23 protein-coding genes are annotated in these 25,322 nt (G+C 45.0%); 18 read left to right on the top strand and 5 right to left on the bottom strand.

All coding sequences use genetic code 11. The features are described from left to right. Positions 1-217: 217 nt before the first annotated feature. The gene (locus tag MHB64_RS24235) at positions 218-1,681 is read right to left on the bottom strand and encodes a sensor histidine kinase (protein WP_341135527.1); all 1,464 of its coding nucleotides are present in this window, start codon (positions 1,679-1,681) and stop codon (positions 218-220) included. A gap of 2 nt (positions 1,682-1,683) precedes the next feature. Continuing rightward, the gene (locus MHB64_RS24230; protein ID WP_094873669.1) at positions 1,684-2,376 is read right to left on the bottom strand and encodes a response regulator transcription factor; all 693 of its coding nucleotides are present in this window, start codon (positions 2,374-2,376) and stop codon (positions 1,684-1,686) included. Positions 2,377-2,654: 278 nt separating this feature from the next. Between MHB64_RS24230 and MHB64_RS24225 the strand changes: the two genes are divergently transcribed. The 16 genes from MHB64_RS24225 (at position 2,655) to MHB64_RS24150 (ending at position 20,744) form a co-directional block, all read left to right on the top strand. Further along, the gene (locus MHB64_RS24225; protein ID WP_179283733.1) at positions 2,655-2,810 is read left to right on the top strand and encodes a hypothetical protein; all 156 of its coding nucleotides are present in this window, start codon (positions 2,655-2,657) and stop codon (positions 2,808-2,810) included. Positions 2,811-2,958: 148 nt separating this feature from the next. Then, on the top strand, positions 2,959-3,468 hold the full coding sequence (locus MHB64_RS24220; protein WP_094873671.1) for a type 1 glutamine amidotransferase domain-containing protein: 510 nt from the start codon (positions 2,959-2,961) through the stop codon (positions 3,466-3,468). A 43-nt stretch (positions 3,469-3,511) separates the two neighbouring features. Continuing rightward, complete coding sequence (locus tag MHB64_RS24215) at positions 3,512-3,961, top strand: hypothetical protein (protein ID WP_094873673.1); 450 nt, start codon at positions 3,512-3,514, stop codon at positions 3,959-3,961. A gap of 366 nt (positions 3,962-4,327) precedes the next feature. Further along, positions 4,328-4,453, top strand: a complete 126-nt coding sequence (locus MHB64_RS24210) for a hypothetical protein (RefSeq protein WP_256990000.1) — start codon at positions 4,328-4,330, stop codon at positions 4,451-4,453. Between the two features lie 197 nt (positions 4,454-4,650). Continuing rightward, positions 4,651-5,904 carry a histidine--tRNA ligase gene (gene hisS, locus MHB64_RS24205; protein ID WP_094877949.1) on the top strand — a complete coding sequence of 418 codons (1,254 nt, stop codon included), beginning with the start codon at positions 4,651-4,653 and terminating at the stop codon, positions 5,902-5,904. Positions 5,905-5,985: 81 nt separating this feature from the next. Further along, positions 5,986-7,764: an aspartate--tRNA ligase gene (gene aspS, locus MHB64_RS24200; protein ID WP_094873677.1), complete on the top strand. Its 1,779-nt coding sequence runs from the start codon at positions 5,986-5,988 to the stop codon at positions 7,762-7,764. A 66-nt stretch (positions 7,765-7,830) separates the two neighbouring features. Further along, a complete protein-coding gene (locus MHB64_RS24195; RefSeq protein WP_341135526.1) occupies positions 7,831-8,586 on the top strand; it encodes a tRNA threonylcarbamoyladenosine dehydratase in 756 nt (251 codons plus the stop codon). Between the two features lie 237 nt (positions 8,587-8,823). Next, on the top strand, positions 8,824-10,122 hold the full coding sequence (locus MHB64_RS24190) for an NCS2 family permease (RefSeq protein WP_042191085.1): 1,299 nt from the start codon (positions 8,824-8,826) through the stop codon (positions 10,120-10,122). Positions 10,123-10,252: 130 nt separating this feature from the next. Beyond that, positions 10,253-12,442: a HelD family protein gene (locus tag MHB64_RS24185; protein WP_341135525.1), complete on the top strand. Its 2,190-nt coding sequence runs from the start codon at positions 10,253-10,255 to the stop codon at positions 12,440-12,442. A 391-nt stretch (positions 12,443-12,833) separates the two neighbouring features. Continuing rightward, complete coding sequence (locus MHB64_RS24180) at positions 12,834-13,115, top strand: CD3324 family protein (RefSeq protein ID WP_042191081.1); 282 nt, start codon at positions 12,834-12,836, stop codon at positions 13,113-13,115. Positions 13,116-13,356: 241 nt separating this feature from the next. Continuing rightward, the gene (locus MHB64_RS24175) at positions 13,357-14,661 is read left to right on the top strand and encodes a replication-associated recombination protein A (RefSeq protein ID WP_094873683.1); all 1,305 of its coding nucleotides are present in this window, start codon (positions 13,357-13,359) and stop codon (positions 14,659-14,661) included. A 377-nt stretch (positions 14,662-15,038) separates the two neighbouring features. Further along, complete coding sequence (locus MHB64_RS24170) at positions 15,039-16,055, top strand: ABC transporter ATP-binding protein (protein ID WP_094873685.1); 1,017 nt, start codon at positions 15,039-15,041, stop codon at positions 16,053-16,055. Further along, positions 16,042-16,977: an ABC transporter ATP-binding protein gene (locus tag MHB64_RS24165; RefSeq protein ID WP_094873687.1), complete on the top strand. Its 936-nt coding sequence runs from the start codon at positions 16,042-16,044 to the stop codon at positions 16,975-16,977. The genes MHB64_RS24170 and MHB64_RS24165 overlap by 14 nt, the downstream gene beginning before the upstream one ends. A gap of 4 nt (positions 16,978-16,981) precedes the next feature. Beyond that, the gene (gene opp4B, locus MHB64_RS24160) at positions 16,982-17,944 is read left to right on the top strand and encodes an oligopeptide ABC transporter permease (protein WP_076284831.1); all 963 of its coding nucleotides are present in this window, start codon (positions 16,982-16,984) and stop codon (positions 17,942-17,944) included. Positions 17,945-17,971: 27 nt separating this feature from the next. Continuing rightward, on the top strand, positions 17,972-18,877 hold the full coding sequence (locus MHB64_RS24155; RefSeq protein WP_341135524.1) for an ABC transporter permease: 906 nt from the start codon (positions 17,972-17,974) through the stop codon (positions 18,875-18,877). Between the two features lie 19 nt (positions 18,878-18,896). Then, on the top strand, positions 18,897-20,744 hold the full coding sequence (locus MHB64_RS24150) for an oligopeptide ABC transporter substrate-binding protein (protein WP_280788895.1): 1,848 nt from the start codon (positions 18,897-18,899) through the stop codon (positions 20,742-20,744). Between the two features lie 401 nt (positions 20,745-21,145). Here the strand turns inward: MHB64_RS24150 and mnmA are convergent, their stop codons facing one another. Further along, positions 21,146-22,267 (bottom strand): tRNA 2-thiouridine(34) synthase MnmA, encoded by a 1,122-nt coding sequence (mnmA, locus tag MHB64_RS24145; protein WP_341136120.1) that lies wholly within the window; start codon positions 22,265-22,267, stop codon positions 21,146-21,148. Positions 22,268-22,559: 292 nt separating this feature from the next. On the opposite strand from mnmA, the gene cymR reads away from it, so the two are divergent. After that, positions 22,560-22,979 carry a cysteine metabolism transcriptional regulator CymR gene (gene cymR / locus MHB64_RS24140; protein ID WP_042191066.1) on the top strand — a complete coding sequence of 140 codons (420 nt, stop codon included), beginning with the start codon at positions 22,560-22,562 and terminating at the stop codon, positions 22,977-22,979. A 69-nt stretch (positions 22,980-23,048) separates the two neighbouring features. Here cymR and MHB64_RS24135 read toward each other — a convergent pair whose 3' ends face one another. Further along, entirely contained in the window at positions 23,049-24,266 is a 1,218-nt protein-coding gene (locus tag MHB64_RS24135; protein ID WP_094877945.1) for a sialidase family protein, read from the bottom strand. 33 nt (positions 24,267-24,299) lie between these two features. Continuing rightward, positions 24,300-24,665, bottom strand: a complete 366-nt coding sequence (locus tag MHB64_RS24130; protein WP_341135523.1) for a hypothetical protein — start codon at positions 24,663-24,665, stop codon at positions 24,300-24,302. 200 nt (positions 24,666-24,865) lie between these two features. Here MHB64_RS24130 and MHB64_RS24125 point away from each other — a divergent pair, with 200 nt between their 5' ends. Beyond that, positions 24,866-25,240, top strand: a complete 375-nt coding sequence (locus MHB64_RS24125) for a hypothetical protein (RefSeq protein ID WP_280788896.1) — start codon at positions 24,866-24,868, stop codon at positions 25,238-25,240. Positions 25,241-25,322: the final 82 nt, after the last annotated feature.

The raw sequence follows: 25,322 nt of genomic DNA, 5'->3' as shown, positions 1-25,322 counted from the left end.
TTGCTCCCCCGCCGTTATTCTGTGTTGTGCTGCTGCAGCCTGCGATCCCAACCGCTAGTATTACGATCCCAATTTGTTTCATCTTCATGATTGATGTATCTCCTTCTAAGTTGTGTTATAAATCTGATAAGAGTGTACCAACAGGATGTCTCCACAATATTTCGAATTGTTTCCAAGTTGTAAACGTACCGAGACTTGGCGGAGGGAGAAGTTGGACTTATACAGAATCATGATGATAGAGAGGAAACTGTACTTCAAACATGCTTCCAGTGGTGTCCGACCGTTTCAATTGTATGATTCCTTTTTGCTTCTCCACCCATTGCTGAACGAGAGCAAGTCCCAAGCCACTTCCTCTCGTTTCTTTTGAACGCGCCTTGTTCGCGGTGTAGAAGGGTTCAAAAATACGTTCCTGGGATTCAGAAGGAATGCCAATTCCCGTATCAACAATTTCTACCTTTGCCTGATTCTGTTCGGTATACAATCGAATATTGACGCTTCCACCGGGGACGTTGTATTTGATCGCGTTGTCCAGCAAATTAACGAAGATGTGTATTAAACTCTCGCGTTCCGCCCATATGGTGGCTGGTACTGTGTGAAGCTGAAAGGTTAGTCCGAATTTGTCGGCCTTGCCTTTCATCAGAGAGACCAGCTCGTCCAGCACGATATCAAGTGACACGGCTTCAGCCTGGTATTCGAATTCGTACTTCTCGAGTGAGGCAAGGCGCAGCGCGTTTTCCACTAGCTTGTGTAGTCTAGACGATTCCTTGCGAATGCTTTCAATCGCTTGCTGAAGCAGTAAAGGATCATCTGGGTACAGCTCCAGTAGATCGGCATATGCAGTAATAGAAGTGAGAGGTGTCTTAAGTTCATGACTAATATTATTAATGAATTGCTTCTGTTGCTGCTCCAACACTTGCAGCTTGTCTACGACAAGCGATAGCTTCGCTTTCTCCGTTTCTAACTTCTTCATGCTCGATTCAATCTCACGGCTCATCCTATAAATGCCCTCGCTTAAGTCGCCAAGTTCATCCTTACGGACTAGCGGTGCATGATCAATATACGCTCCTGCTCCAATGTTGTTCGCCGTCTGCTTGAGCCGAGTTATAGCTTTAGATTGTCGGTAGACATAGAGGAAGCCAAGCAGGAAGCTGGCTAACAGAACGATGGAGCCGGATAGGAGGAACATTGTTTTTGTCTGCCGGTAAAAGGCGTGCAGCTCGCCCACGGGTTTCTGGAATTCGGCTACAGCGATCATTTGTTCCTCGAACATGAGGGGTGTGAAATAATATAGCACGTCCTGAACGTCCGAATAAGCGATCTTGCCCTGGAGTGCATACTGCAGCGCATCCGGCAGAGCAGGGGAAGGAACGAGAGGCAGTGAATTCCCGATCTCGACACCGGTCTCATCGTACAGGCGGACATGCAGTCCGTTGGATTGCCCTAATCGATTGGAAAGATCCATGCCACGATATTTCATGAATGCCTTCAAGCTAACCTGTTCCCCGGACAAGTAGCTCATCTTCACCGTCAATTCGGCGCGGTTCGTCATCTCCGCCATTTCACGCTCTAGTCCAATGCGTTGGTTGTGACGGATACTGCGTAGTACTAGCACACTAAGAACGCTCACCGTGAACAACAGGAGGCCAGCGAGCAACAGGGAGAACTTCCATCGTAAGCTCACCTTCATACGGACTCCCGGGTGGCCTTGTAACCTACTCCGTATACGGTCTGGAGCAGATGTTGACCTTTGTCGCCAAGCTTACTACGGATGCGCTGTATATGAATGTCGACCGTGCGTGTGCCCCCGTCATAGTCGAGCCCCCAGACAAGATCCAGCAGTTCCTCGCGCGTGTATACCCGTTCCGAATGGAGGACGAGCAGGTGTAGCAGCTCGAATTCTTTGGGCGTCAGCCCCACCTTCTCACCCGCCACCTGTACGTCTCGATGTGACGGGTTCACTGTCACCGCACCAATCATGATTGGACTGTCGGAGGGAGCATGTTCCACGCTTTTCTCGACACGACGGTGCAGCGCTCTAACTCGGGCGACGAGCTCCCGAATATCGAACGGCTTGGTCATATAATCATCAGCCCCCAGCTCCAGACCAAGTACTTTGTCTACAATGTCGTTCTTGACCGTGAGCAGCAGGATGCCAATCCCTCTCCGGTTCTCCAGCCGACGGCACACATCATAACCAGACAGCCCTGGCATCATGACGTCCAGTACGAACACTTGCGGCTGGAACGATTCGGCAAGCCTAAGCGCGGCTTCGCCGTCAGCGGCCGTTTCGACCTGAAAGCCTTCCCGCCGCAGTGCATAGGCGATTGCTGTCACGATAGAGTATTCATCGTCTACGACTAGCACTCTTTTATCCATGCTATTAATTATTTCCACCTCGCTACAGTTGTCTTGATACGCCTATTCTACATATTGCGCTCAGCAAAAGCGAACCCATTGGGGGAGCACAAACCCGGATCAAACAGTATAGCCTAAATTCCAGTAAGCCTCCTTTTTCTGATGGCTACAAGTGTCCTGTGCCTAAAAGTCTGCTTGTTTCTGTTGTGTTGTAAGTAGATACTTGCGCGGATAGACCCTCTTGGAGCTGGATAAACTAAAGGTAGACAGTTATCCCGCACGATGCAAGGAGCTTAGCAATGAGACATTCACAGAAGGCATGGGTATGGAGAAGTATCCCGGTACTAGCGACAGGGAGTCCCGTAGAAGCCTATGCATTAGCCAAAAAGCCGGAAGATGAAATTGAATCTCAGGTGATTAAAGGAAGAAGCCGTAATCGCTTACCGCGTACCTGAAATGGGTGGTGGAGGCGGCTTTTTGATGCGGTTAGCCGGGGATATTTTCTGATTAGAGGTTAGAAATCATTGTGATAAGGGTAATAGACGACAAGAAAGATCAATAAGTACCTATTCATTTGCACAAGCAGAGAGGAGAACTTATCACATGAGTAATGTTGCATTTTTACTAGCTAATGATTTTGAAGATTCTGAGATGAAGGTCCCTTACGATGAAGTTATAAAGGCAGGACATCAAGCTGACATTATTGGTTTAAAGAAAGGTGAGACCTTACTGGGCAAAAAGAAGGAGGTCTCCTACGCAGCCGATAAAGCTATAGCTGACGTTGAAGCAGGTAATTATGACGCGATAGTAATTCCTGGAGGCTCTTCCCCAGAAAATTTACGGCAAAATGCAGATATTTTGAAGTTTGTGAAAGAAGCAAACGAAGCTGGTAAGCCTATCGCTTCTATTTGCCACGGACCCCAAATTCTGATCAGTGCAGACTTGCTCAAAGGACGTACCATCACCTGTTATCCTCCGTTGAAAGATGATGTTGTGAACGCCGGTGCGGAGTTTAAAGATGAAGAAGTGGTAGTTGATCGTAATTACATTACTTCACGTACCCCGAAAGATGAGCCTGCCTTCGTTCGTGAAATTTTGAAGGTCCTGAAATAGCAATTTATAACACTGAGTCTTATAATCTAAGGAGGTAATGGTAATGACCAGAAAAATCCAAGCATATTTTAGAACGGAAAATGAAGCAGAAGGTGCTAAAATAGCATTGATTAGTTATAAGGTAGATGGCTTGGAGGTATGGCCGCTCACGGATCCTATTGGGGAAGATCGTAGAATTCTGTTTCCGATAGCCCCGTTTAGTAATACGACGTTAGCCGCTGGTACAGTAGGGACGCTTGGAACGGGCAGCACTCCGGCAGCTGGAGCTATGCTGGCCCCTGGTGTTGCCGCCTCCGAAACGCGTGATGAACCTGAGACCCATTATAGCGTGGATGAAGACCAGCTTAGTGCGGATGTAGCAGATGGTGAGCTCGAAGATGGGGATTTAAGTGAACTTCGTTATGTGATGGACCTAAGTGTCGCAGAAGAGAATTATAATGAGGTTGTGGAAACCCTTCGGGGCAAAGGGGCATTTGTGGAGCAATTTGATTAACAGCAATCTATTAAAATAAACCGCTTTCATGAATGTAATATAATCGTAATATTACATACATGTTTCCTTAATATAGCGTGTTTATAATAAAGGCATGACCCCCTTTTTAATAATATATGATGATGGACCTGCAGCATTCGGCTGCAGGTCATTTTTTTTGTAACAGTTGAAGTTAAAGGTCAAAAGTTGAAAGTTGTCGAATTTTTTATTCAGCTTCGCATTTCCTGCCTTGACTTTAGCACAGTAGTTCAGTAGAATTTAAAAATATACGATTTTATCATATGGTTTTGATGACGGGAACAAGTAATTCGAGGACCCACAACGCCAGAGAGGAATCCCCTGTAGATTCAGATGATATCCAGTATAATGGATGATCTATCGTTTCTGCTTGGCTGCAAGGATTCTGTTGATGAGCGAATGAATGACCTCCCCGAGAACGTACGGCGAAAGTGGGCAATGCATATTGCCGCGATCAGTAGCCGTTATGCGTAGGCGGGCGTTAACCGCTTTGAGCGGATTCAGAATGGTTCTAGTCCGGAATGTGGGTGGTACCACGGGTGTATTATTGGTTATGATAATCCCTCGTCCCTGTTTTTTATAAACAGGGCGGGGGATTTTTTGTTTTGTTTAGCCTGATGAAGTGATGAAGAGAGCAGATTTAGAGGGGTATTTTTTAGGAGGGATAGACTGTGGCTAAAGAAAGATTCGAGAAACCTACAGGAACGCAGGATGTGCTTCCGGGAGCTGTGGAGAAATGGCAGTATATTGAGGGGAAGGCTAGAGATTTATGCCGTCGTTTCAATTACCGTGAAATCCGTACACCGATGTTCGAGCACACGGGGTTATTCGAGCGTGGAGTAGGCGAAACAACGGATATTGTAGAAGGCGAGATGTACACTTTCAAGGATAAAGGCGATCGTGATCTGGCGCTTCGTCCAGAAGGAACGGCGGGTGTCGTTAGAGCTTATGTTCAGAACAAGCTTTACGGTGAACCTGATGTAAGTAAGCTGTATTATATCGGACCTATGTTCCGTTATGAGCGTCCACAGGCAGGCAGATATCGTCAATTCCATCAGTTTGGTATTGAGGCTTTTGGAGCTGTGGATCCGGCTATTGATGCGGAAGTAGTATCCTTAGGCTATCAATTCTATAAGGATCTTGGCCTTAAGGATGTAAGAGTGGAAATCAATTCTGTCGGTAACGCACCTAGCCGTGCAGCTTATCGGGAGAAACTATTGGGTTTCTTAAGACCTATGAAGGATACCCTTTGCAGTGACTGTCAGCGTCGTATGGAGCGTAATCCGCTTCGCGTGCTGGATTGTAAGGTCGATCAAGATAAATTTACAGATGCGCCTTCCATTTTGGATAGTCTGGACGAAGAGTGCACCGCTCATTTTGAGAAGGTGAAGATGCACCTTGATATCATGGGTGTGGAATTCACCATTAACCCTCGCCTTGTAAGAGGACTGGATTATTACACGCATACAGCGTTTGAATATAAAGCAGCAGGTATTGGTTCGATTGATACCGTGGGCGGCGGAGGCCGGTACAACGGTTTGGTTGAAGAAATTGGTGGACCGGATCAACCGGGTATTGGTTTTGGGATTGGACTTGAACGAATTCTCCTCATTTTGGAGGATCAGAAGGTAGAGCTGGAGACGGCGAAGCCACTGGATGTGTACTTTGTAGCTCTCGGTGAAGAAGCTGATATCGAAATCTCTAAGCAGCTATATATTCTGCGTAGCCAAGGGTACTCAGCAGAACGTGACTACCTAGGCCGGAAAATGAAGGCACAGATGAAATCGGCAGACCGTATGTCGGCACGTTATACTGCGATTCTTGGCGAAGATGAGCTGAAGAATGGTGTGATTACCGTGAAGTCGATGAACACAGGGGAGCAGCGCACCGTGAAGCTGGAAGAGCTGGGTCAGGCACTAGTTTAGACCATCTGACTAACGTCTTAGGGTGACTGTATAGAGAAAGATTAAAAATGTATTTTTAACCATGAAGGGGAATGATAAATTATGCAAAGAAGTCATCAGTGTGGACAGCTAACACCAGAACATATTGGACAGACGGTAACCTTGAACGGATGGGTGCAGACCCGCCGCGACCTCGGGGGCGTACTATTTATTGATCTGCGTGACAGAAGCGGTATTGTGCAAGTTGTATTTAACCCAGACTACTCTGGCGAAGCCTTACAAATTGCTGATAAGGTTCGTAGTGAATACGTTCTGGCTGTTAAAGGTAAAGTTGTTAAACGTGATGAGGAAACCGTTAACCGCAACCTGCCAACAGGTGAAATTGAAGTGCAAATTACGGATATCGAAGTGCTGAACGCAGCTAAGACACCTCCGTTCTTCATCGAAGATGGTGTGGAAGTAGACGAGTCTCTGCGTCTCAAATATCGTTATTTGGACCTTCGTCGTCCAGAGATGCAAAGAACCTTGCTGCTTCGCTCGAAAGCTTCTAAGATTTTTCGGGATTTCCTTGACAGTGAAGGATTCATCGACGTTGAAACACCGATCCTAACTAAAAGCTCACCGGAAGGCGCGCGTGATTATCTGGTACCAAGCCGTGTGCATGAAGGCGAATTCTTCGCATTGCCGCAATCTCCACAAATCTACAAGCAATTATTGATGGTGGGCGGCGTTGAGCGCTATTACCAAATTGCTCGTTGTTTCCGTGATGAAGATTTGCGTGCTGACCGTCAGCCTGAATTCACTCAAGTCGACATTGAGACGTCATTCCTGTCACAAGATGAACTGCTTGGTATGATGGAGAAGCTGATGCAGCGTCTGTTCAAGGAAACTGTAGGCGCAGATATCGAGCTTCCGTTCCAACGTTTGACTTATGCTGAGGCTATGGGCAAATACGGTTCTGACAAACCTGATCTGCGTTTTGGATTAGAGCTTGTAGAAATGAACGATATTGTTGCTACTAGCGGTGTTAAGGTATTCGCTTCTGTAATCGAAAAAGGCGGCGAAGTGAAATGTCTAAACGCTAAAGGCTGTGGCACTTGGACTCGTAAAGAAATCGATGAACTCGGACCTTATGCTGCTCGCTATGGCGCGAAAGGTTTGGCATGGATTCAAGTGAAAGACGGCGAATTCAAAGGGCCGATTGTGAAATTCTTCTCCGAAGAAGAAATTGCGGCTGTGAAGGAGCGTACAGGCGCTGAAGAAGGCGACCTTCTCCTCTTCTCCGCTGATAATAAAAAGGTTGTAGCAGACGTTCTAGGCGCCCTTCGTGTTAAAATTGGACGTCAGCTCGGTCTGATTGACGATAATGTGTTCAAGTTCGCTTGGGTTACAGACTTCCCGCTCCTTGGATATGACGAAGATCAGAAACGTTATGTAGCAGAACACCATCCGTTCACTCGTCCGCGTGAAGAGGATCTGCATCTATTTGACACAGATCCAGGTGCGATCCGTGCACAAGCTTATGACATCGTTCTGAACGGTTATGAAGTAGGCGGAGGCTCCATGCGGATTTACAAACGCGAAGTGCAGGAGAAAATGTTCGAAGCCCTTGGATTTACGAAAGAGGTTGCTTATGAGAAGTTCGGCTACCTGATGGATGCGTTCGAATATGGTACACCTCCACACGGCGGTATCGCTTTCGGTTTAGATCGTCTGGTTATGCTACTGACCGGTCGTACAAATCTGCGTGAAACCATCGCATTCCCGAAAACAGCAAGTGCAACAGACCTGCTTATGGATGCACCTTCGCCAGTAGATGGTTCACAATTGGAGCAGCTGCACATTAAGCTGGCGCTTAAACCGAAGAAAGAAAAAGAATAATTAACTAATCGAAGCGGGCGAGGCAGATTTCTGCTTCGCCAAAGCTTTTGAAGGAGGCTGTACCTCATGCTACATCAGTTCTCACGCACGGAACTGGCGATCGGGCCGGAAGGTCTGGAAATAATGAAGAACAGCACGGTAGCGGTGCTAGGCATCGGCGGTGTTGGCGGTATGGCTGTTGAGGCTTTGGCTCGTACCGGCATCGGCAGACTAATTTTGATTGATAAGGATTCGGTAGACATTACTAATGTGAATCGGCAGATTCATGCTCTCACCACCACGGTTGGGCAGAAAAAGGCTGAACTGATGGTAGAACGTGTGAAGCTGATCAATCCCGAATGTGAAGCGATTGCGCTCAACATGTTCTATACGGAAGAAACCTATGAGGAATTGTTCAAATTAAAACCTGACTATGTACTCGATGCTTCGGATACGATTATTTATAAGGTTCATTTGATCAAAGAATGTCTGTCCCGTGGAATTCCAATGATCTCAAGCATGGGCGCTGCCAACAAAATGGATCCTACAAGATTCCAGGTAGCCGACATTTCCAAGACAACTTATGATCCTATTGCGCGTGTCATTCGTCAGAAGCTGCGTAAGGAAGGGATTAAGAAAGGCGTGAAGGTGGTTTTCTCAACGGAGCCGCCTATGAAGCCACGTCAGGATGTTACGGACAAGATCGTTCCGGAGAATGCGCCGGATCGACGTAAAGCGAAACAACCACCAGCTAGTAATGCCTTCGTTCCGCCGGTAGCAGGCCTGATCATGGTCAGTGTTGCCGTGCGTGATTTGCTTGAGGCTGGAGGCGTCAGCGTGTAAGTGAATCGCTGAGCTGAAGCTGTTTCAATTATAACGATAGTAGTAGTAAAATGGACCAAAAGGGCGACCAGCTGAAATCCAGTTGCGTACGCCCTTTTGTTGTGGTTAACAGGCGGGTCTGCAAGATGCAGACCACAAATAGGCATAATAGTTAAACCGGGATGAACCGTTGATTATAAGCCTTATTATCCGGTAATATCCGCCTGCGGAACTTAATATCAGTGGAGGTTTTAGTACATGAAATCAAATTTTTGGCGAAATAGTGTAGGGCTTGCACCTGAGAATGACTGGAAACGGGAGTGGGCTGCAGGGATCCTCTCGTATTTTGCTTCAGTATACATTGTGATGGTGAATGCGACCATTCTTCATGACGCGGGTATGCCGCTTAGACCAGCAATGGTGGCTACACTATTGACTGCCATTACAGGCTGTCTACTGATGGCTTTCGGTGGGAAGACACCGATCATCGTGGTACCAGGGATGGGGATAAACGCATTTTTCACATACACACTTGTACATTCTATGAATTTAGGTTGGAGAGAGGCGCTTACTGTAGTCGTAATAACCGGTGTGTTATTCGCTATCGTGGCCTTCACATCGCTCTATCGTATTCTGAGTGAGGCGATTCCTCAAAACCTACAGCATGCCATTACAGTCGGGATAGGGCTTTTTCTGACCTTTATAGGACTGCAAAAAAGCGGGATTGTGATTGCGCATCAGACCACATTTGTTGCTATAGGACATTTTAGTGATCCAGCAGTTATCACTTCTTGTGTAACTTTATTACTCGCTTTAGTACTGTTTATCCGCGGGACCAATGGTGGTTTACTAATCAGTATGCTGGTTGGTACAGGTCTAGCCTACTTGCTGGGAGCGGCACACGCGCCTGAGAAGCAGGCATCAGGGCATGTATTTACGGGTTATGAAAGCTTATTTCTGGGAATGGACTGGAGCGGCATTGTGAGCCTTGTGTTCTGGATTGCTGTTTTCTTACTGCTCTTAATTGTTGTATTTGAAAATATTGGGCTTGTCGCCTCACAGACTATGATGGCAGGGCGTCCTGAGCGCTTCAAGAGTAGCTTACGAGCACTCTCTATTGCCAATATCGCTGCAGGTCTCTTCGGAAGCAGTCCTGTAGTAGCTGCTGCGGAATCTAATGCAGGTATTGCTGCAGGCGGACGTTCGGGGCTGACCTCACTCGTGGCAGGGCTGCTGTTCGGGGCGACATTCCTGTTCCTCCCTCTGCTCTCCTACATTCCAGACAGTGCTATCGCTCCGATCTTGATTGTAATTGGTGGGCTTATGGTACAGAATGTGCGTGAAATGGATTTGGGAGATTTAACAGAGCTCTTTCCTTCTTTCCTGATCATGGTCATGATTCCATTCACTTATAGCATCGTAGATGGTATGGCTTTTGGATTTATTACGTATCCGATCGTGAAGCTTGCGGTGGGTAAGGGCAAGGAAGTACCTCCTGCGCTGTATGGGATTGCGGGTTTATTTGTAGCTAACTTTATTTTGCAAGCTGTGCTGTAGTCGTATGTTCGCTTGAAAGATTTGGTATTTTAGTGCTGATTATGCTACAATGGGTATCCTTTTTGCGTGAGAAGAGGGAATGAGGAGAATGGAAATTTAAGCTCGATAAACTTTTAGGAGGTAACTGAAATTGGAAGACAACTTTCAAAGTGCCTATCAAGAGGAAGAAGACAGGCTGAATCAAGCGCTTACTGAGATTGACACCTTACTGGAGAAACTTAACCAGACTCCAGTGTACACGGGACACGATTATACGGAACAGGTGTTAGAAGCGAACCGTGATCAGAAGCGCAAAGATCTTGCCAAGCTTCGGCAGGAGCCTTATTTCGGACGGCTTGATTTTCAGGGCAATGATGAGAAGCAGCGGAAGGCACTCTATATAGGCAAAATCGGCGTAGACCGCGAGCAGGTAAGCGACCGTCCGCTAGTCATAGACTGGCGCGCACCGGTAGCAAGCCTGTTCTATTCGTTTACCGGTGGTACGGAGCCTGCCTCCTATGAAGCTCCTGAGGGACTGATAGAAGGACTGGTATACCTCAAGCGCAACGTGGTGATCCGGAAGCAGATTCTGGAGCGGGTCGCAGATACGTACAACCGGGAGAGTGACGCACCTGTGGTGTCAGATGAGTTTCTTGTCTATCGCCTGGGTGAGAACAAAGATAATCGTCTCCGTGATATCGTATCGACCATTCAGGAAGAACAGGACAAGATTATCCGTGCCGCCAAAAATACAGCATTGATCATTCAGGGTGTAGCGGGAAGTGGTAAAACTACAGTTGCACTACACCGGTTAGCCTTTCTGCTGTATCAATACAAAGATCAGGTCTCTGCAGAAAAAATGATTATTTTTGCACCGAACCGAATGTTTCTGGATTATATTTCGGATGTACTGCCTGAACTCGGTGTAGGAAATATTGCCCAGAGCACCTTCCCGGATTGGGCTGCAAATGTACTAGGTCTGGAGCTTCCAGAGCAAGATGCTACGGAGACGATGAACCGTTGGTTCGAAACTCCGGGCGGCATGCCTGTGATTACAGAAGAGACGCCTGGGCGCTTCAAGGGATCAACGGTGTTAATGGGAATAATAGGGTCCAGTATCAAGCTATTGGAAAGCAGCTCGGTACCTGAGGGTGATTTTATCCCATGGGAAGGCGCTGTACTGCGCCGCTCCATGATCTTGCGCTGGCATAATGAGGAGTACGCTCCTTATCCGCCAGCAAAGCGTAAGGAACGTGTAATGGCACGGATACATCGCTGGATTGAGATGGAGCTGAAGAAGAGCCCGTCAGCTGCAGCTATGAAGGATCGCAAGAAAAAAGGTGCTGCGCGAGAAAAATCATACAGTGCAAAATGGCCTAAGTATGATCCGCTGACGATCTACAAGCAAATCTTTCGTGCGGCTAAAGTCCCGGAAGATTGGCCGGTTGATCCACCTGAGAATATTCCAGCAGCTGTGCTGAAGGAGACGGCAAAAGGGCTGAAAAAAGGGATCATACGTGAAGAGGATTTACCGCCTCTGTTGTATATTTATTATCTTTTGAATGGGAACGAAGGCGGCACTCGCTTTGATCATGTGGTGATCGATGAAGCCCAGGATTTCTCCCCCTTCCAAATTGCAGTGCTGGATTTATACGTGCGTGGACATTCCTTTACCATTCTAGGCGATCTGTCGCAGGGTATACATGCCTATAAAGGCGTACACGCATGGGAAGAGATGCAGGCCTTATTTGCCCCTGAGAACACGGCTTATCATGCGCTGACACGCAGCTATCGTTCAACCATGGAAATTATAGACTTCGCAAATGGAATTCTATCCTCGGGAGTAGAAAGTTCGTTGTTGGCTGTTCCTGTCTTTCGTAGCGGGGACCCCGTTCGGATGATCACCTACGGAGACGGAGAAATAGTCGGAGAACGGGTAGCTGAACGAAATGCTCGTTTGAACACTATACAATCGGCACTGAAGTCCCTGTCTGGAAGGGAATATCGTACGGTGGCTGTGCTAACACGTAGTCTGCGTGAAGCTACAGAGCTGTACGCTGAACTGGAGCAGCATTTTGAAGATATTCATCTGATCGACGGTAGCATGACGCAATATCAGGGTGGATTATCGGTACTACCTGTGTATTTATCTAAAGGTTTGGAATTTGATGCGGTCATTTTAGCAGATGCCGATCAAGACCATTACGGGGCAACGGCATGGGACGCAAAGTTGATGTATGTGGGCTGTACACGTGCTCTTCACGAGCTGTGGCTGCTCCATAATGGGGAAGTTCCTTCCTATGTGCAAACGGCGGCTGGAAGCGATTCTGAGGGCAATTAAGACTGGTGGAGAATGGTTATAACTGTTCTTGGTCTTGTAACTAACCTATAGGTATGGCTTAATAATAAGTGTCCGGCCGGGCAAGAACACTCTGGAAGGAGGCTGATTGAAATGATTTCAGTATACGAGGTGGTTTCCGTCTAAGACGGAAATCTGCTTAAAGCGAGGAGGCCGTCAGGCCTCCTTATTACTAACATAGACAGTACCACACAAATCCATAAGAACAATGAAAAATTAATTCGAATGTAGACGCTACCAAAAGGTTTTTATATAATGAAATTACGGATTTTTCCAAATATGAGGAGAAGAAAGGAGGCAGGTGACGTGGAAATTACTTTATCAGTAGTTGACGGACGCATAGGAACACACCTGTTGAAGGAGGAAATGCAAGTTGAGTTATGTAAATGGGAAGGATGTGCTCCCCCCTGGCTTGCTCAAAGAGCTTCAGGGATACATCCAAGGTGAACTGCTCTACATCCCGAAGAAAACGGAAGAGCGGGTTAGATGGGGCGAGAACAGCGGTTCGAGGAAAGAGATAGCAAACCGCAATGAGGAAATTTTCAGTTGTCATCGAAAAGGCGATTCCGTAGCAGAGCTTCAGAAGAAGTATCATCTGTCGGAAGAGAGTATTCGAAAAATCATATCAAAAATGAGGCTGGCAATAAATTGCTAGCGTACCATTCAAGCATAAACGCCTTTGGCGTCCCTATAAGGACGGTAAGCGTTATGCGAGAAATAATAAGGATAAAGTATAGCGTGAAACCTATACTTTCTTATATTTTGAAAAAAGAGCATGGCTCCCGCCTTTCTAAGACGAGATCATGCTCTTTTTATTTTTGGTGAAAAATAAGTCTATGGTATGATAATGGGAGATGACATTGTCTTTTATAAGAATATAGCAAGGAAGTGGAGTTATGGATTTATTTTCTATGGGAGAGGACAACGGGGGCGGACGGTTACTTGCGGACCGGATGAGACCGGAGAATCTGGATGAATATATTGGTCAAGAACATATCATAGGCCGGGGGAAGCTGTTGCGAAGAGCGATCGAGGCAGACCAGGTCTCTTCGATTTTACTCTATGGACCTCCTGGATGTGGCAAAACAACATTAGCTCATATCATTTCTCATCACACACAAGGTGAATTCGTACGCCTGAATGCGGTGGAGGCTTCTGTAAAGGATGTGCGGGAGGTCATTGAACGAGCTCAAAATAATAAAACACTTTACGGTTCTAAGACGATTCTTTTTCTGGACGAGGTACATCGGTTTAACAGTTCACGTCAGGACGCGCTATTGCCAGCAGTAGAAAAAGGTACCATTACATTTATTGGCGCAACTACGGAGAACCCGTTCCATTACGTAAACGGAGCGCTTATGAGCCGTTCTACCCTGTTTCAGCTAGAGGCGCTAACGAGTGAACACAGTCTGGTCGCGATGCGCAGAGCTTTAGCAGACAAGGATAGAGGGCTTGGATTCATGGAGCTTCAGGTCGATGAAGAAGCATTGCTGCATATTGCTACCATGGCTAATGGAGATATCCGGCGGGCTTTAAATGCTCTGGAACTAGCAGCGTTAACTACTGCTCCGGAGGTAGACGGGAGTGTGCATATCACGCTGGAGGTGGCGGAAGAGTCGATTCGGCGCCCCATTGTGAAGGCAGATGAATCGACGCAGTATGATGTTCTGTCTGCTTTTCACAAAAGCATTCGAGGTTCTAGTGATGCCGCCTTGTTCTGGTTTCTATATGCGGTAGAGAAATTGGGGATGGACCCGATGACTTTTATTCGTCGCCTGATAGCAGCGAGCAGTGAAGATATTGGCTTAGCTAATCCCCAGGCTATGGTCCAAGCGGTAAGTGCGCTTGAAGCTTATAGAAATAACGGTTGGCCAGAAGCGAAGCTAAACATTGCGCAAGCCATTCTTTTCGCAGTAGAGAGTCCAAAGTCTAATGCCGTCTATACGGCTATTTCAAATGCAATGGCAAGTATGGATGAGATTAAATCTGCCGAGGTACCGCTACATTTACGTGATACACACTATAAAGGTGCTGCTGCACTAGGGCATGAAGGATATCAATATCCGCACAATTTTCCGGGGCATTATGTGAAACAGGAGTATCTGCCTAAGGAGATTTCTCAGCGTATTTTTTATCAAGCGACCGAGCAAGGAAATGAAATTAAGATCCGTCACAATCAAAGACTCCGACGAGAACAATAGTCCACCAGCAACTAAGATATTTTCCATTTTAATGCTAAAAAGCAAATAAATTTAAGGTGACATACAAAATATTTTTTTCCTAGAAAAAGGCGGCCTAGAGCCGTTTTTTTGTTGTCTACGTTACTTTTAATCACATGCATTGAAATTTTTTTTAGGAAATGATTGATAATTTACCATAAGTTAATTAAAATGAACTACAAAGTTACGGAGAAACAAGTTTTAATTCCGATGGAAGTACTTGTACTATTCTTAATGGTGTTAATAATCATAACAGTCAATGTTTTGATATGTTTCATGAAAAGAATGCTGTTTATATCAAAATTTACATAATATTTCATTGTGTAAATTTTGGAATTCTTGCCGATAGGGGGATTAATTTGAGCGAAGAATTACTAGAAATCAAAAATTTGTCGACATCGTTCAGGATCGAAGATGACTATTATGCTGCAGTAGATGATGTTACCCTGTCTGTTCGTAAAAATGAGATACTTGCTATTGTTGGAGAGTCCGGTTCTGGAAAAAGTGCGCTGGCCTTTTCAATTATGGGATTGCACACAAGGGCTAAAATAGACGGGCAAATCAAATACAAAGGTCAGGATATCGTTACTATGTCTCCTGCTGCGCTCAACAAGCTGCGCGGTCAAGAAATGTCTATGATTTTTCAAGATCCTTTATCCGCATTAAATCCGCTCATGATTATCGGTTCACAGATTGAAGAAGTACTCATCCTACATGATTCCAAGCTTTCGAAGAAGCAAAGAAAAGAGAAGGTCATTGATCTTTTGACCAAGGTTGGAATCTCCCGTCCCGAACATACATATCAGCAGTACCCCCACGAATTATCTGGTGGCATGAGGCAGAGGGTTGTGATTGCTATAGCGATTGCCAATGGCCCCAAGCTTTTGATCGCCGATGAGCCGACTACGGCACTAGATGTAACCATCCAATTGCAAATTCTTGAACTTATAAAAAAATTAAAAAACGATATGCAAGCAGGCATTATCTTAATTACCCATGATCTAGGGGTTGTGAGTGAAATGGCTGACCGGGTTGCGGTAATGTACGCGGGGCAAATCGTAGAAATCGCAGATATTTATACGTTAACGTCTAATCCGAAGCATCCGTATACAAGATCATTGTTGAACTCCATACCAACCGTTAAAGAAGAGAAATCCAGACTTCACGTGATTCAGGGGATTGTTCCACCATTACAGAATCTTCCGCGTAAAGGATGCCGTTTCGCGGCCCGAACACCTTGGATTCCGGAATGGGAGCATGAGGAAAATCCGCAGCTGCATGAAGTAGGCCCTGGGCATTTTGTTCGCTGCACCTGCCATAATAACTTTCATTTCCCTGATACTAACGAGGAGGCAATCTACAATGGGACTTCTTGAGGTTAAAAATTTAGCAGTTCATTTTCCAATCCACGGCGGCGTTTTTCGAAGGGAAATTGGCGTAGTCAAGGCAGTTGATAATGTTAGTTTTACTATTGAAGCAGGCAAAACCTACGGCTTGGTTGGTGAATCCGGATCAGGGAAGACAACCACAGGCCGTGCAATTATCGGCCTCAATTCTATTACTAGCGGCAGCGTGGTTTTTGAAGGACAGGATTTGGCTTCAAAGGGTGTACGTAAGCAAAAAAATATCCGCAAGGACATTCAGATGATCTTTCAGGATCCGTACTCTTCCCTGAATCCTAAGAAACGAGTGCTGGATATTATTGCCGAACCCTTACGTAATTTCGAAAAGATGTCTCCGGGGGAAGAAAAAAGACGTGTGCAGGAGTTGCTGTTGCAGGTTGGATTAAGCCCTGAAAATATTCTTAAATATCCGCATGAATTCTCAGGCGGTCAGCGGCAGCGGATCGGTATTGCAAGAGCTATTGCGCTCAAACCGAAGTTGATTATTGCGGATGAACCTGTCTCTGCGCTGGATGTCTCTGTACAGGCACAGGTGCTCAATTTTATGCAGGATATACAAAAAGAGCTGAATCTTACCTTCCTATTTATCAGTCATGATCTCGGAATCATCAGACATATGTGCGATCACATCGGAATTATGTATAAAGGACGACATGTAGAGCAAGGGACTGCTAAAGATATTTTTGACAATCCTCGCCATATTTATACCAAACGTCTAATTGCTGCGATTCCTGATATTGATCCTAAGCAAAGAGAGAAGCAGACGGAGTTTAGAAAATCAGTAAGTCAGGAATATGAACAAGCGCACCGGAATTATTTTGATGAACAAGGCATGCCTTATCCATTGAAATCTATTTCCGAGACTCATCTGGTAGCCTTGCCTGAGAAAGGTTGAGAATATGTGGAAGATTATTGTTCGTAGAATTCTTATTATGATCCCTCAAATATTTCTATTAAGTATTCTTGTTTTTCTAATGGCGAAGGCGATGCCGGGAGATGCGTTATCAGGGATGCTTGATCCAAATATTGATCCTGCGGCTATCGATGCGATGAGAGAAAAGCTAGGCTTAAATGATCCATGGTACATCCAGTACTGGGATTGGATTACTAAAGCGATACAAGGGGATTTTGGTCAATCCTTCCGTTTCAAAATGCCTGTATCAGAGCTTATCGGTCAACGCCTTATGAATACACTTTGGCTGGCGATTGTCACACTGATTCTTACATACCTCATTGCTATTCCACTTGGTATTACTAGCGGTCGTTATAACGATTCATGGCTGGACCGGCTCATTACTGGATACACCTATATTGGCTTTGCCGCACCATTGTTTATTTTCGCTCTGTTAATGGTATGGCTCTTCGGCTTTCATCTTCATTGGTTTCCTACTAGCGGCAGTGTTAGTCCTGGAGAAGTTCCGGGCACGCTAAGCCACTTCTGGAGTAAGTTATACCATTTGCTACTCCCTGCTTTATCAATGGCTCTAATTGCAACGGTAGGAACGGTACAATATTTGCGGAATGAGATCATTGATACGAAACAAAAAGATTTTATCCTCACCGCAAGAGCAAAAGGTGCTTCAGAGTCGCGCGTCTACAATCGACATATATTGAGAAATTCCTTACTGCCAATTGCTGCATTTTTCGGATATGAGATTACTGGACTGATCGGCGGAACGGTGTTCGTTGAAAGTATCTTTAGTTATCCGGGTATGGGTATGTTGTTCCTCAGTTCGATAACAATTCGGGATTTCAGCGTAGTAACGGCTCTCGTTCTTCTATATGGGGTTGCTGCCATCGTCGGTGCGTTGTTATCAGATATTATCTTAAGTATCGTAGATCCGCGTATCCGGATTAAATAAGAAGATGAACACTTTGAGGTGAATAAAATGGCAAAGACAAGCGCAGAGTTAGCTCTGCTGCAGGAAACAGATAAAAGTCCATCAGGCTTCAGGATTGTTTGGCGTGAGATCGTGCGGGATAAGCTGGCTTTGGTCTCACTGATTTTCCTATTTACGATTATTGCCGCCGTTTATGGGATTTCCTTATTTTTAGATCAAAAAGAGATTGTTACGGTTGACTTGTTCGCACTGTATGAGAAGCCTTCGGTTGTACACTGGCTGGGGACCGATTATGGAGGGCGGGATGTATTCGGTCAATTAATTATAGGCACACGAAATTCCATGTCGATTGCTTTTATGGTTACTTTTTTTACGGGAATCATCGGTATTCTAGTAGGTTTGTTCTCTGGATATTTTGGGGGAACGATAGATAATATTTCGATGCGTGTTGTAGATTTTTTCATGATTCTACCCTTTCTAATGATTGTTATAGCTTTCGTAAGTGCAGTTCCTAAATACAATACGTTAACCTTCTCCTTTATTATGACTGCCTTTCTATGGATGGGGATTGCCAGGTTAATTCGTTCTAAAACGCTACAAGAGAAGGAACTCGATTACGTTCAGGCATCGAAGACCTTAGGTTCTTCTAATCTTAAAATTATGTTCTCACAAGTGCTGCCGAACCTAAGCTCAATCATTATCGTAACGATGACCTTGAATTTGGCAGCTAATATTGGATTGGAATCCGGCCTATCCTTTCTAGGTTTTGGTTTTCCAGAAAGTACACCCAGTCTGGGTACTCTAGTAAGCTATGCGAGAAATCCGCAAACACTTGAGTTCAGATGGTGGATCTGGTTACCCGCATCACTGCTGATCCTGGTATTGATGTTGAGTATAAATAATGTGGGTCAAGCGCTTAAACGTGCGACCGACGCAAGACAAAGAAAAGGATAATAAGGGAGGAAATGATTAAATGAGAAAACCCATCCGTTCTAAGGCACTACTAGTTTCATTAATGTTTGTAATGTTGTTTGTCCTTGCAGCCTGTGGCTCCAAGAATAACAACGGAGCGGCTGAGTCAACAGCAGCCCCTAGTGCCAGTGCACCTGCGGAAACCGCAGAGGCTACTACAGCACCAGAAGCAGAAGACGGACTTTATAACATTAAAGATTTCAGTAATGTTAAGACAAATCAAGGCGAAGCTATTGATGGAGGCTCGATTACTTTTGGACTCGTTTCCGATAGTCCTTTTGAAGGTACTTTGAACTGGAACTTCTATTCCGGAGATCCAGATGCACAAGTGTTGAATTGGTTTGATGAAGGCTTGTTAACATGGGATAAAGACTATGTATATACAAATGATGGTGCAGCAACGTATGAAGTCTCGGAGGATGGACGTACCTTTACCTTTACAATTCGCGACAATGTGAACTGGCAGGACGGCAAGCCAGTAACAGCAGAAGATTGGTTGTTCGCGCATGAAGTTATTGGTAACCCGAAATATGATGGTCCACGTTACGGTTCTGACTTTACCAATATTGAAGGTATGGATGAGTACCACTCTGGTAAGGCCAAGACCATTTCTGGTATTAAAGTACTGGGTGATAAGAAACTGCAAATTACTTACCTGAAATCTACACCTTCTCTGTTAACAGGCGGGGTATGGATTTATCCGTTAGCCAAACATATCTTTGGTGGTATGGATGTTGCTAAAATTTCCTCTTCTCCTGAATTACGTCAAAAGCCGATTGGCTTTGGAGCTTTCAAAGTGGAAAGCATTGTTCCTGGTGAATCTGTAGTATTCGTTAAGAATGATGATTACTGGCGTGGAGCTCCTAAACTGGATAAGGTAATTCTAAAGGTAATCAACCCTACAACGATTGTGCAAGAATTGAAATCTGGCGGCGTTGACTTGGTGGATGCGTTCCCTGTTGATCAATTCCCGGATAATGCAAAAATGTCAAACGTTGAATTCCTAGGTGCGATTGACCGTGCTTATACGTATATTGGATTTAAACTGGGAAAATGGGATGCAGAGAAAAAAGTTGTTGCTACCGATCCTAAAGCTAAAATGGCTGATGTGAACCTGCGTAAAGCCATGTGGGCTGCTGTAGATAATGATACAGTCGGTAAAAAATTCTATAACGGTCTGCGCTGGAATGCGACTACGCTGATCCCGCCGTCCCATCCTGAATTCCATGATGCTTCCAATCCAGGTGTAGCGTATGATCCAGAAGCAGCTAAGAAGATCCTCGATGACGCTGGTTACAAACTTAACGGTGAATTTAGAACGAATCCAGATGGCAGTGAGCTGAAGATTAATTTTATTTCAATGACTGGTGGAGATATTGCTGAACCGCTGGCTCAATATTATGTACAATCCTGGAAAGCGATTGGTCTGAATGTAACTTTGGAAATGGTAGAGTTTAATACCTTCTATGATCGCATTGGTCAAAATGGTGAGGATGATCCTACAGTTGATGTGTACCAAGGCGCTTGGGGTGTAGGGATTGACGTCGACCCATCAGGTCTATACGGTAAAGATGCGATCTATAACTTCCCTCGTTATGCAAGTGCAGAGAATGATCGTTTGCTCGCCGAAGGGGTTTCCGAAGCTGCATTTGATGTAGACAAACGTAAAGAGATCTATAAAGAATGGCAACAGCTTATGGTGAATGAGATCCCAGTTTTCCCTACGCTTTATCGTGCAGTATTAGCTCCGGTAAATAACCGTGTTCTTAACTTTGCGATTGGTGATGGAACTGGACTTTATTATAATGACATCGCAGTTTCTGCAGACAAAGCTATAGTAGCTCAGTGATAAAGAAATAACTCGGAACAGCAGTTCAGGGAGAGCTTCCTGAACTGCTGTTTTTTATGTATTCTGTTTGGTGTTTCGTTTCTTGTTTCATCTTTCATCTTTTATCTTTCATCTTTTATCTTTCTTTTTAAATGTCTCTTAGCTATTTCTCCGCTCTGAAGCTGGCTAATTGTACTTTGTACAACTAAAACCTCACTCTAGAACTGCAAAGGTAATATAACTGTACTTCATACATCTATTTTCCGGATGTGAAGATAAATAAGGGATATCGGATGATTTTAACTGTACATACTACAACTAAATCGTAAAGGGATTCTCAAAACAAAAAAATAGCTGTATCAAATACAGCTATTTCTCAGGTCTACGTATGTTAGAGTTGATGCAGTTGTATAGAATACAATTTAAGCTTGCGCTGAAGGAACAACCTTTTCAGCATATTCGATCGTACCGCCACCGAGACATTGCTCCCCGAGGTAGAAGACAACGGCTTGGCCAGGCGTTATCGCTTTTTGTGGAACATCAAAGTCTACGTTTATCGTTCCGTCTTCCCGTGCTGTAAGGGTCACGCCTTGATCAGGCTGGCGATAGCGGAATTTGGCGGTGCATTTTAGCGGCTCAAGACCTAGCTCTTGTCCGTTAATCCAGTTTACACCGGAGGCAATCAGACTAGTGGAGTACAGGCTGTGGTGCTTGTCTCCTTGAACTACATAAAGAATGTTGCGGCTAAGGTCTTTTTCGGCTACAAACCAAGGTTCTCCATTACCGGAGCCACCAATGCCAAGGCCTTGGCGTTGACCTAATGTATAGTACATCAGTCCATCGTGGCGGCCTTTGATTTCTCCAGTGGTTATATCTATCATATCACCCGATTGTGCTGGAAGATACTGGCTGAGGAATTCGCGGAAGTTACGCTCACCGATGAAGCAAACGCCTGTGCTGTCTTTTTTCTTGGCAGTATAAAGTCCGGCTTCTTCGGCAATTCTCCGAACTTCCGGTTTCGGAAGATGACCAATCGGGAACATTGCTTTAGAGAGTTGATACTGTCCCAGCGCATTCAAGAAATAGGTCTGGTCTTTATTGTTGTCTACACCACGAAGTAGCTTGTACACACCATCTTCTTCTATAACACGTGCATAATGTCCAGTCGCTACATAATCGGCGCCAAGCTGAAGGGCTTTGTTCAGGAACTCCCCGAACTTAATTTCTCGGTTGCACATGACGTCTGGATTCGGCGTCCGGCCGGCCTTATATTCATCGAGGAAATAAGAAAATACTTTGTCGAAGTATTCCTTCTCGAAATTAACGGTATAGTAAGGAATATCAATCTGCTCGCAGACGCGGCGAACATCCTCTGCATCGCTTTCGGCCGTACATACTCCGAATTCGTCGGTATCGTCCCAATTTTTCATGAAGATGCCGATGACGTCATAGCCCTGCTGCTTGAGCAGAAGCGCCGTGACGGAGGAATCGACCCCTCCGGACATGCCGACGACGACACGGGTGTCTTGTTTTGCTTTTGTCATCGTAATCACCATTTCTGTACCCAAAATACCGGTCATTCATGGAACACCCGGCTCAGAAAGTATTATAACATACCTGTCTACAGTAAACCCTAAATTAAGAGGCTGGGAATAGAAAAATGTCCACCAGGGGTGAACATTCTCGCAAAATGTTTCGTTTTCCATTTCATTTGTGACTTCGAATATGATAACATAAACTAAGAGTAATCATCGGAATACCTTGATATGACAAACGCATGACTTACCGAATCAATAGTATACAATAACTAGAAACTAAACCGAAAGAGGTGCCCCTTTGAAAATATCAACCAAAGGACGTTACGGACTAACAATTATGATGGAGCTTGCACTGAAATTTGGTGAAGGACCGACCTCACTTAAGAGTATTGCTGAGAAAAATGGACTTTCTGAACACTATCTGGAGCAGCTAATTGCTCCTCTTCGTAACGCAGGACTTGTAAAAAGTATTCGTGGTGCGTACGGTGGATACATTTTATCTCGTGAGGCTAGTGCTATCACAGCGGGGGACATCATTCGTGTGCTAGAGGGCCCAATTTCTCCAGTAGATTTTACTGAAGAAGATGATGCAGCAAAACGCGATTTATGGTTGCGTATTCGCGATAGCATCGCTGATGTACTAGATTCCACGACTCTTCATGACTTGATTAATTATAAAGAAGAGAGCTTGGCGGACAACTATATGTTCTACATCTAGGTATTTCACATGGAATAATAAACTTAAAAAAGCCCCCCCTTTTGGGGGCTTTTTTAAGTTTATTAGAGCTTATTGATTATCACCAAACCAGATGTTCTCTGTACCAGTCCGCGTGTCTGTCCATACGCTCACTAGACGGCCTGTTTGGGGGACAATGGCATTTCCGATGTAGTCCCCAATCAGGGGAATGCCGGTGACGTCAAAGGAAGTTGTCGTTATACGGGTGTTTGTATACGTCATCCCTCCATCTCTAGATGTAGCTAGATAAACATCAAGGTTGAGGGGATTGACTCGATTAGTGTAATAAGTAACGAATATTGCACCATCCGCAGGGGATACGGTGATGGCTGGGAAAAAGTTTTGGGAGCCTGCTGGACTGCCCGTAATGGAGATTGGTGTACCCCAATCCACACCAAAATTCGTGGAAGTAGCAAGGAAAATATCGGAATAACCTTCTCGAAAATCTTGCCATACAGCATAGACATTACCTTGCGTCGTCGGGGCATTAGAAATATCCGCTGCGAGGGAAGGGTATGTCAGACATCTAAATGTATATCCCGGCAATGGATCTGGTGGGACTACAACACTGGCGACCATCGTTTCTGGGGTGAAAGTGACCCCGCCGTCTGGGGAGGTGCGAATTTTAAGATCAGTATTACCGGGAGGCTGATTGATCCATCCCACGACAACAATCCCATTTAATGTAATGGCTATACCGGGAAATTCTTCAAATTCTTCGACTGAAGACAGCAGGACGGGACTGAAATAAGTATTACCGCTATCTAGGGAACGATTGAAGAATATCGTATTTCCTGGTATGAATTGTGTGTTGTAATCATGCGTATAACCAGTATAAACATTTCCAAAAAAGGGACTTGATCCAGCCTTGTCGGTGACAACGACCACCTGATCATCATTCACAAACTGTCCAAATCCTTGATTCACGATGACTGGTGGACTGAATGAAGAGGCGTTGTCGACAGAAGTGTAGGAAACAATCGACCCGCTGAGACCGTCTGAATCGAAGGCATGAGCCAATACTACGAAGGTGGTCGGAAAAATATAATCAATATGTGGTGCTTCGATGCCAGCAAATCCTACCGGTAACGGTAATAACGTTGTTGTCCAAGTGGCACCTGCGTCAATAGATTTGTACAAACCTATATTGGGAGGGCCTGCTCGAAGATCTACAGCTACGGCGACCATAACCGAAGGATTAAGCCAATTTACCGCGATGGTGGGCTCGAATTGAGCGCTTGTGCTCGGCGAAAGTTGAATATTAACCATACAAAACTCCTATCGTAATAGAGTTTTCGGTATTTACGGGTTCAGCTGAGCTATGAAAGTAAGTTCGGATAGCAGCACTCTTTGGTGAGGGATGACGTTTCCTGATGAATCTGTTCCGAATACCGTAATAATCGTGTCTGCCGGTGCATTTCCGGTTACGAGAAATTGGACTTCATAAGCTGAATTGCCTGCAATAGTAAAACCGAGAAGCTGGCTGGTGTTAGCATTAACATTTAATGAGCTGGAGTACACTAAAGCCTTACTAACAAAGGTATTCCATACATAAACGTGATAGACTACGTTAGATGAAAAACTTAGGTTATCATTGTCGATATTAATGATCAGATTGGATGCGGGGGTAGTCCCTGTATTCGTAATGATGCCTGTTGTTGTTGCCATGAGCTTCACCTCTTCTATTAGTTTGATATATATATATGAATTAAGATTCGTTGTGTTTGGACAAGGGAATCAGAAAAATGGCGGAAATTGGAAATGTGAGAGGTATGCTATTATTCCATGAATCCCCCAGTCTTCCTGCCTCACAACTATCTGCTTCCGATTGAATAAGTTGATAGTATCCCAAGAGGAGGAGTGAGGAAATGCCTTATACAACAGGTCTTATTACGAATACGAGAGCAACTGGTACTGCAGCAAGTAATGTAGTGGTCAGTGTTCGTAACACAAGTAATGCGAATGCAATGATAATTGTCGAGGTCTTCGGTGTTCCGTATTCAACGCTTGCGCTTACCCCGCTTTATGTCACTGGTTATTATGTTCCAGCAATGAGTTCTGATATCAGAGAGTTCTTCATTGCAGGTAATGTCGCATATGAGGTTCAGATAGATACCTCTTTTCCATTAGCAAATGTAGTATGTTCCGTGTATGGATTGGACGAGTTCGGAAATCTCGTTACCGATCAGAGAGTGCTTCAATCTGAATTAACGCAGATTTCCGCACTTTCTATACCTGTATAAGTGATTTTGGAAATCAAGAAGCAATCACCGATAGAAACAGGTGGTTGCTTTTTTTTAGGCGCAATAAAAGCTCTTAGAGGCA

Origin of the sequence: Paenibacillus sp. FSL K6-2859, from assembly GCF_038008265.1 — a bacterium.
GTDB classification, from domain to species: Bacteria; Bacillota; Bacilli; order Paenibacillales; family Paenibacillaceae; genus Paenibacillus_AQ; species Paenibacillus_AQ nitricinens.
This window is presented reverse-complemented; position numbering and strand designations above follow the sequence as displayed.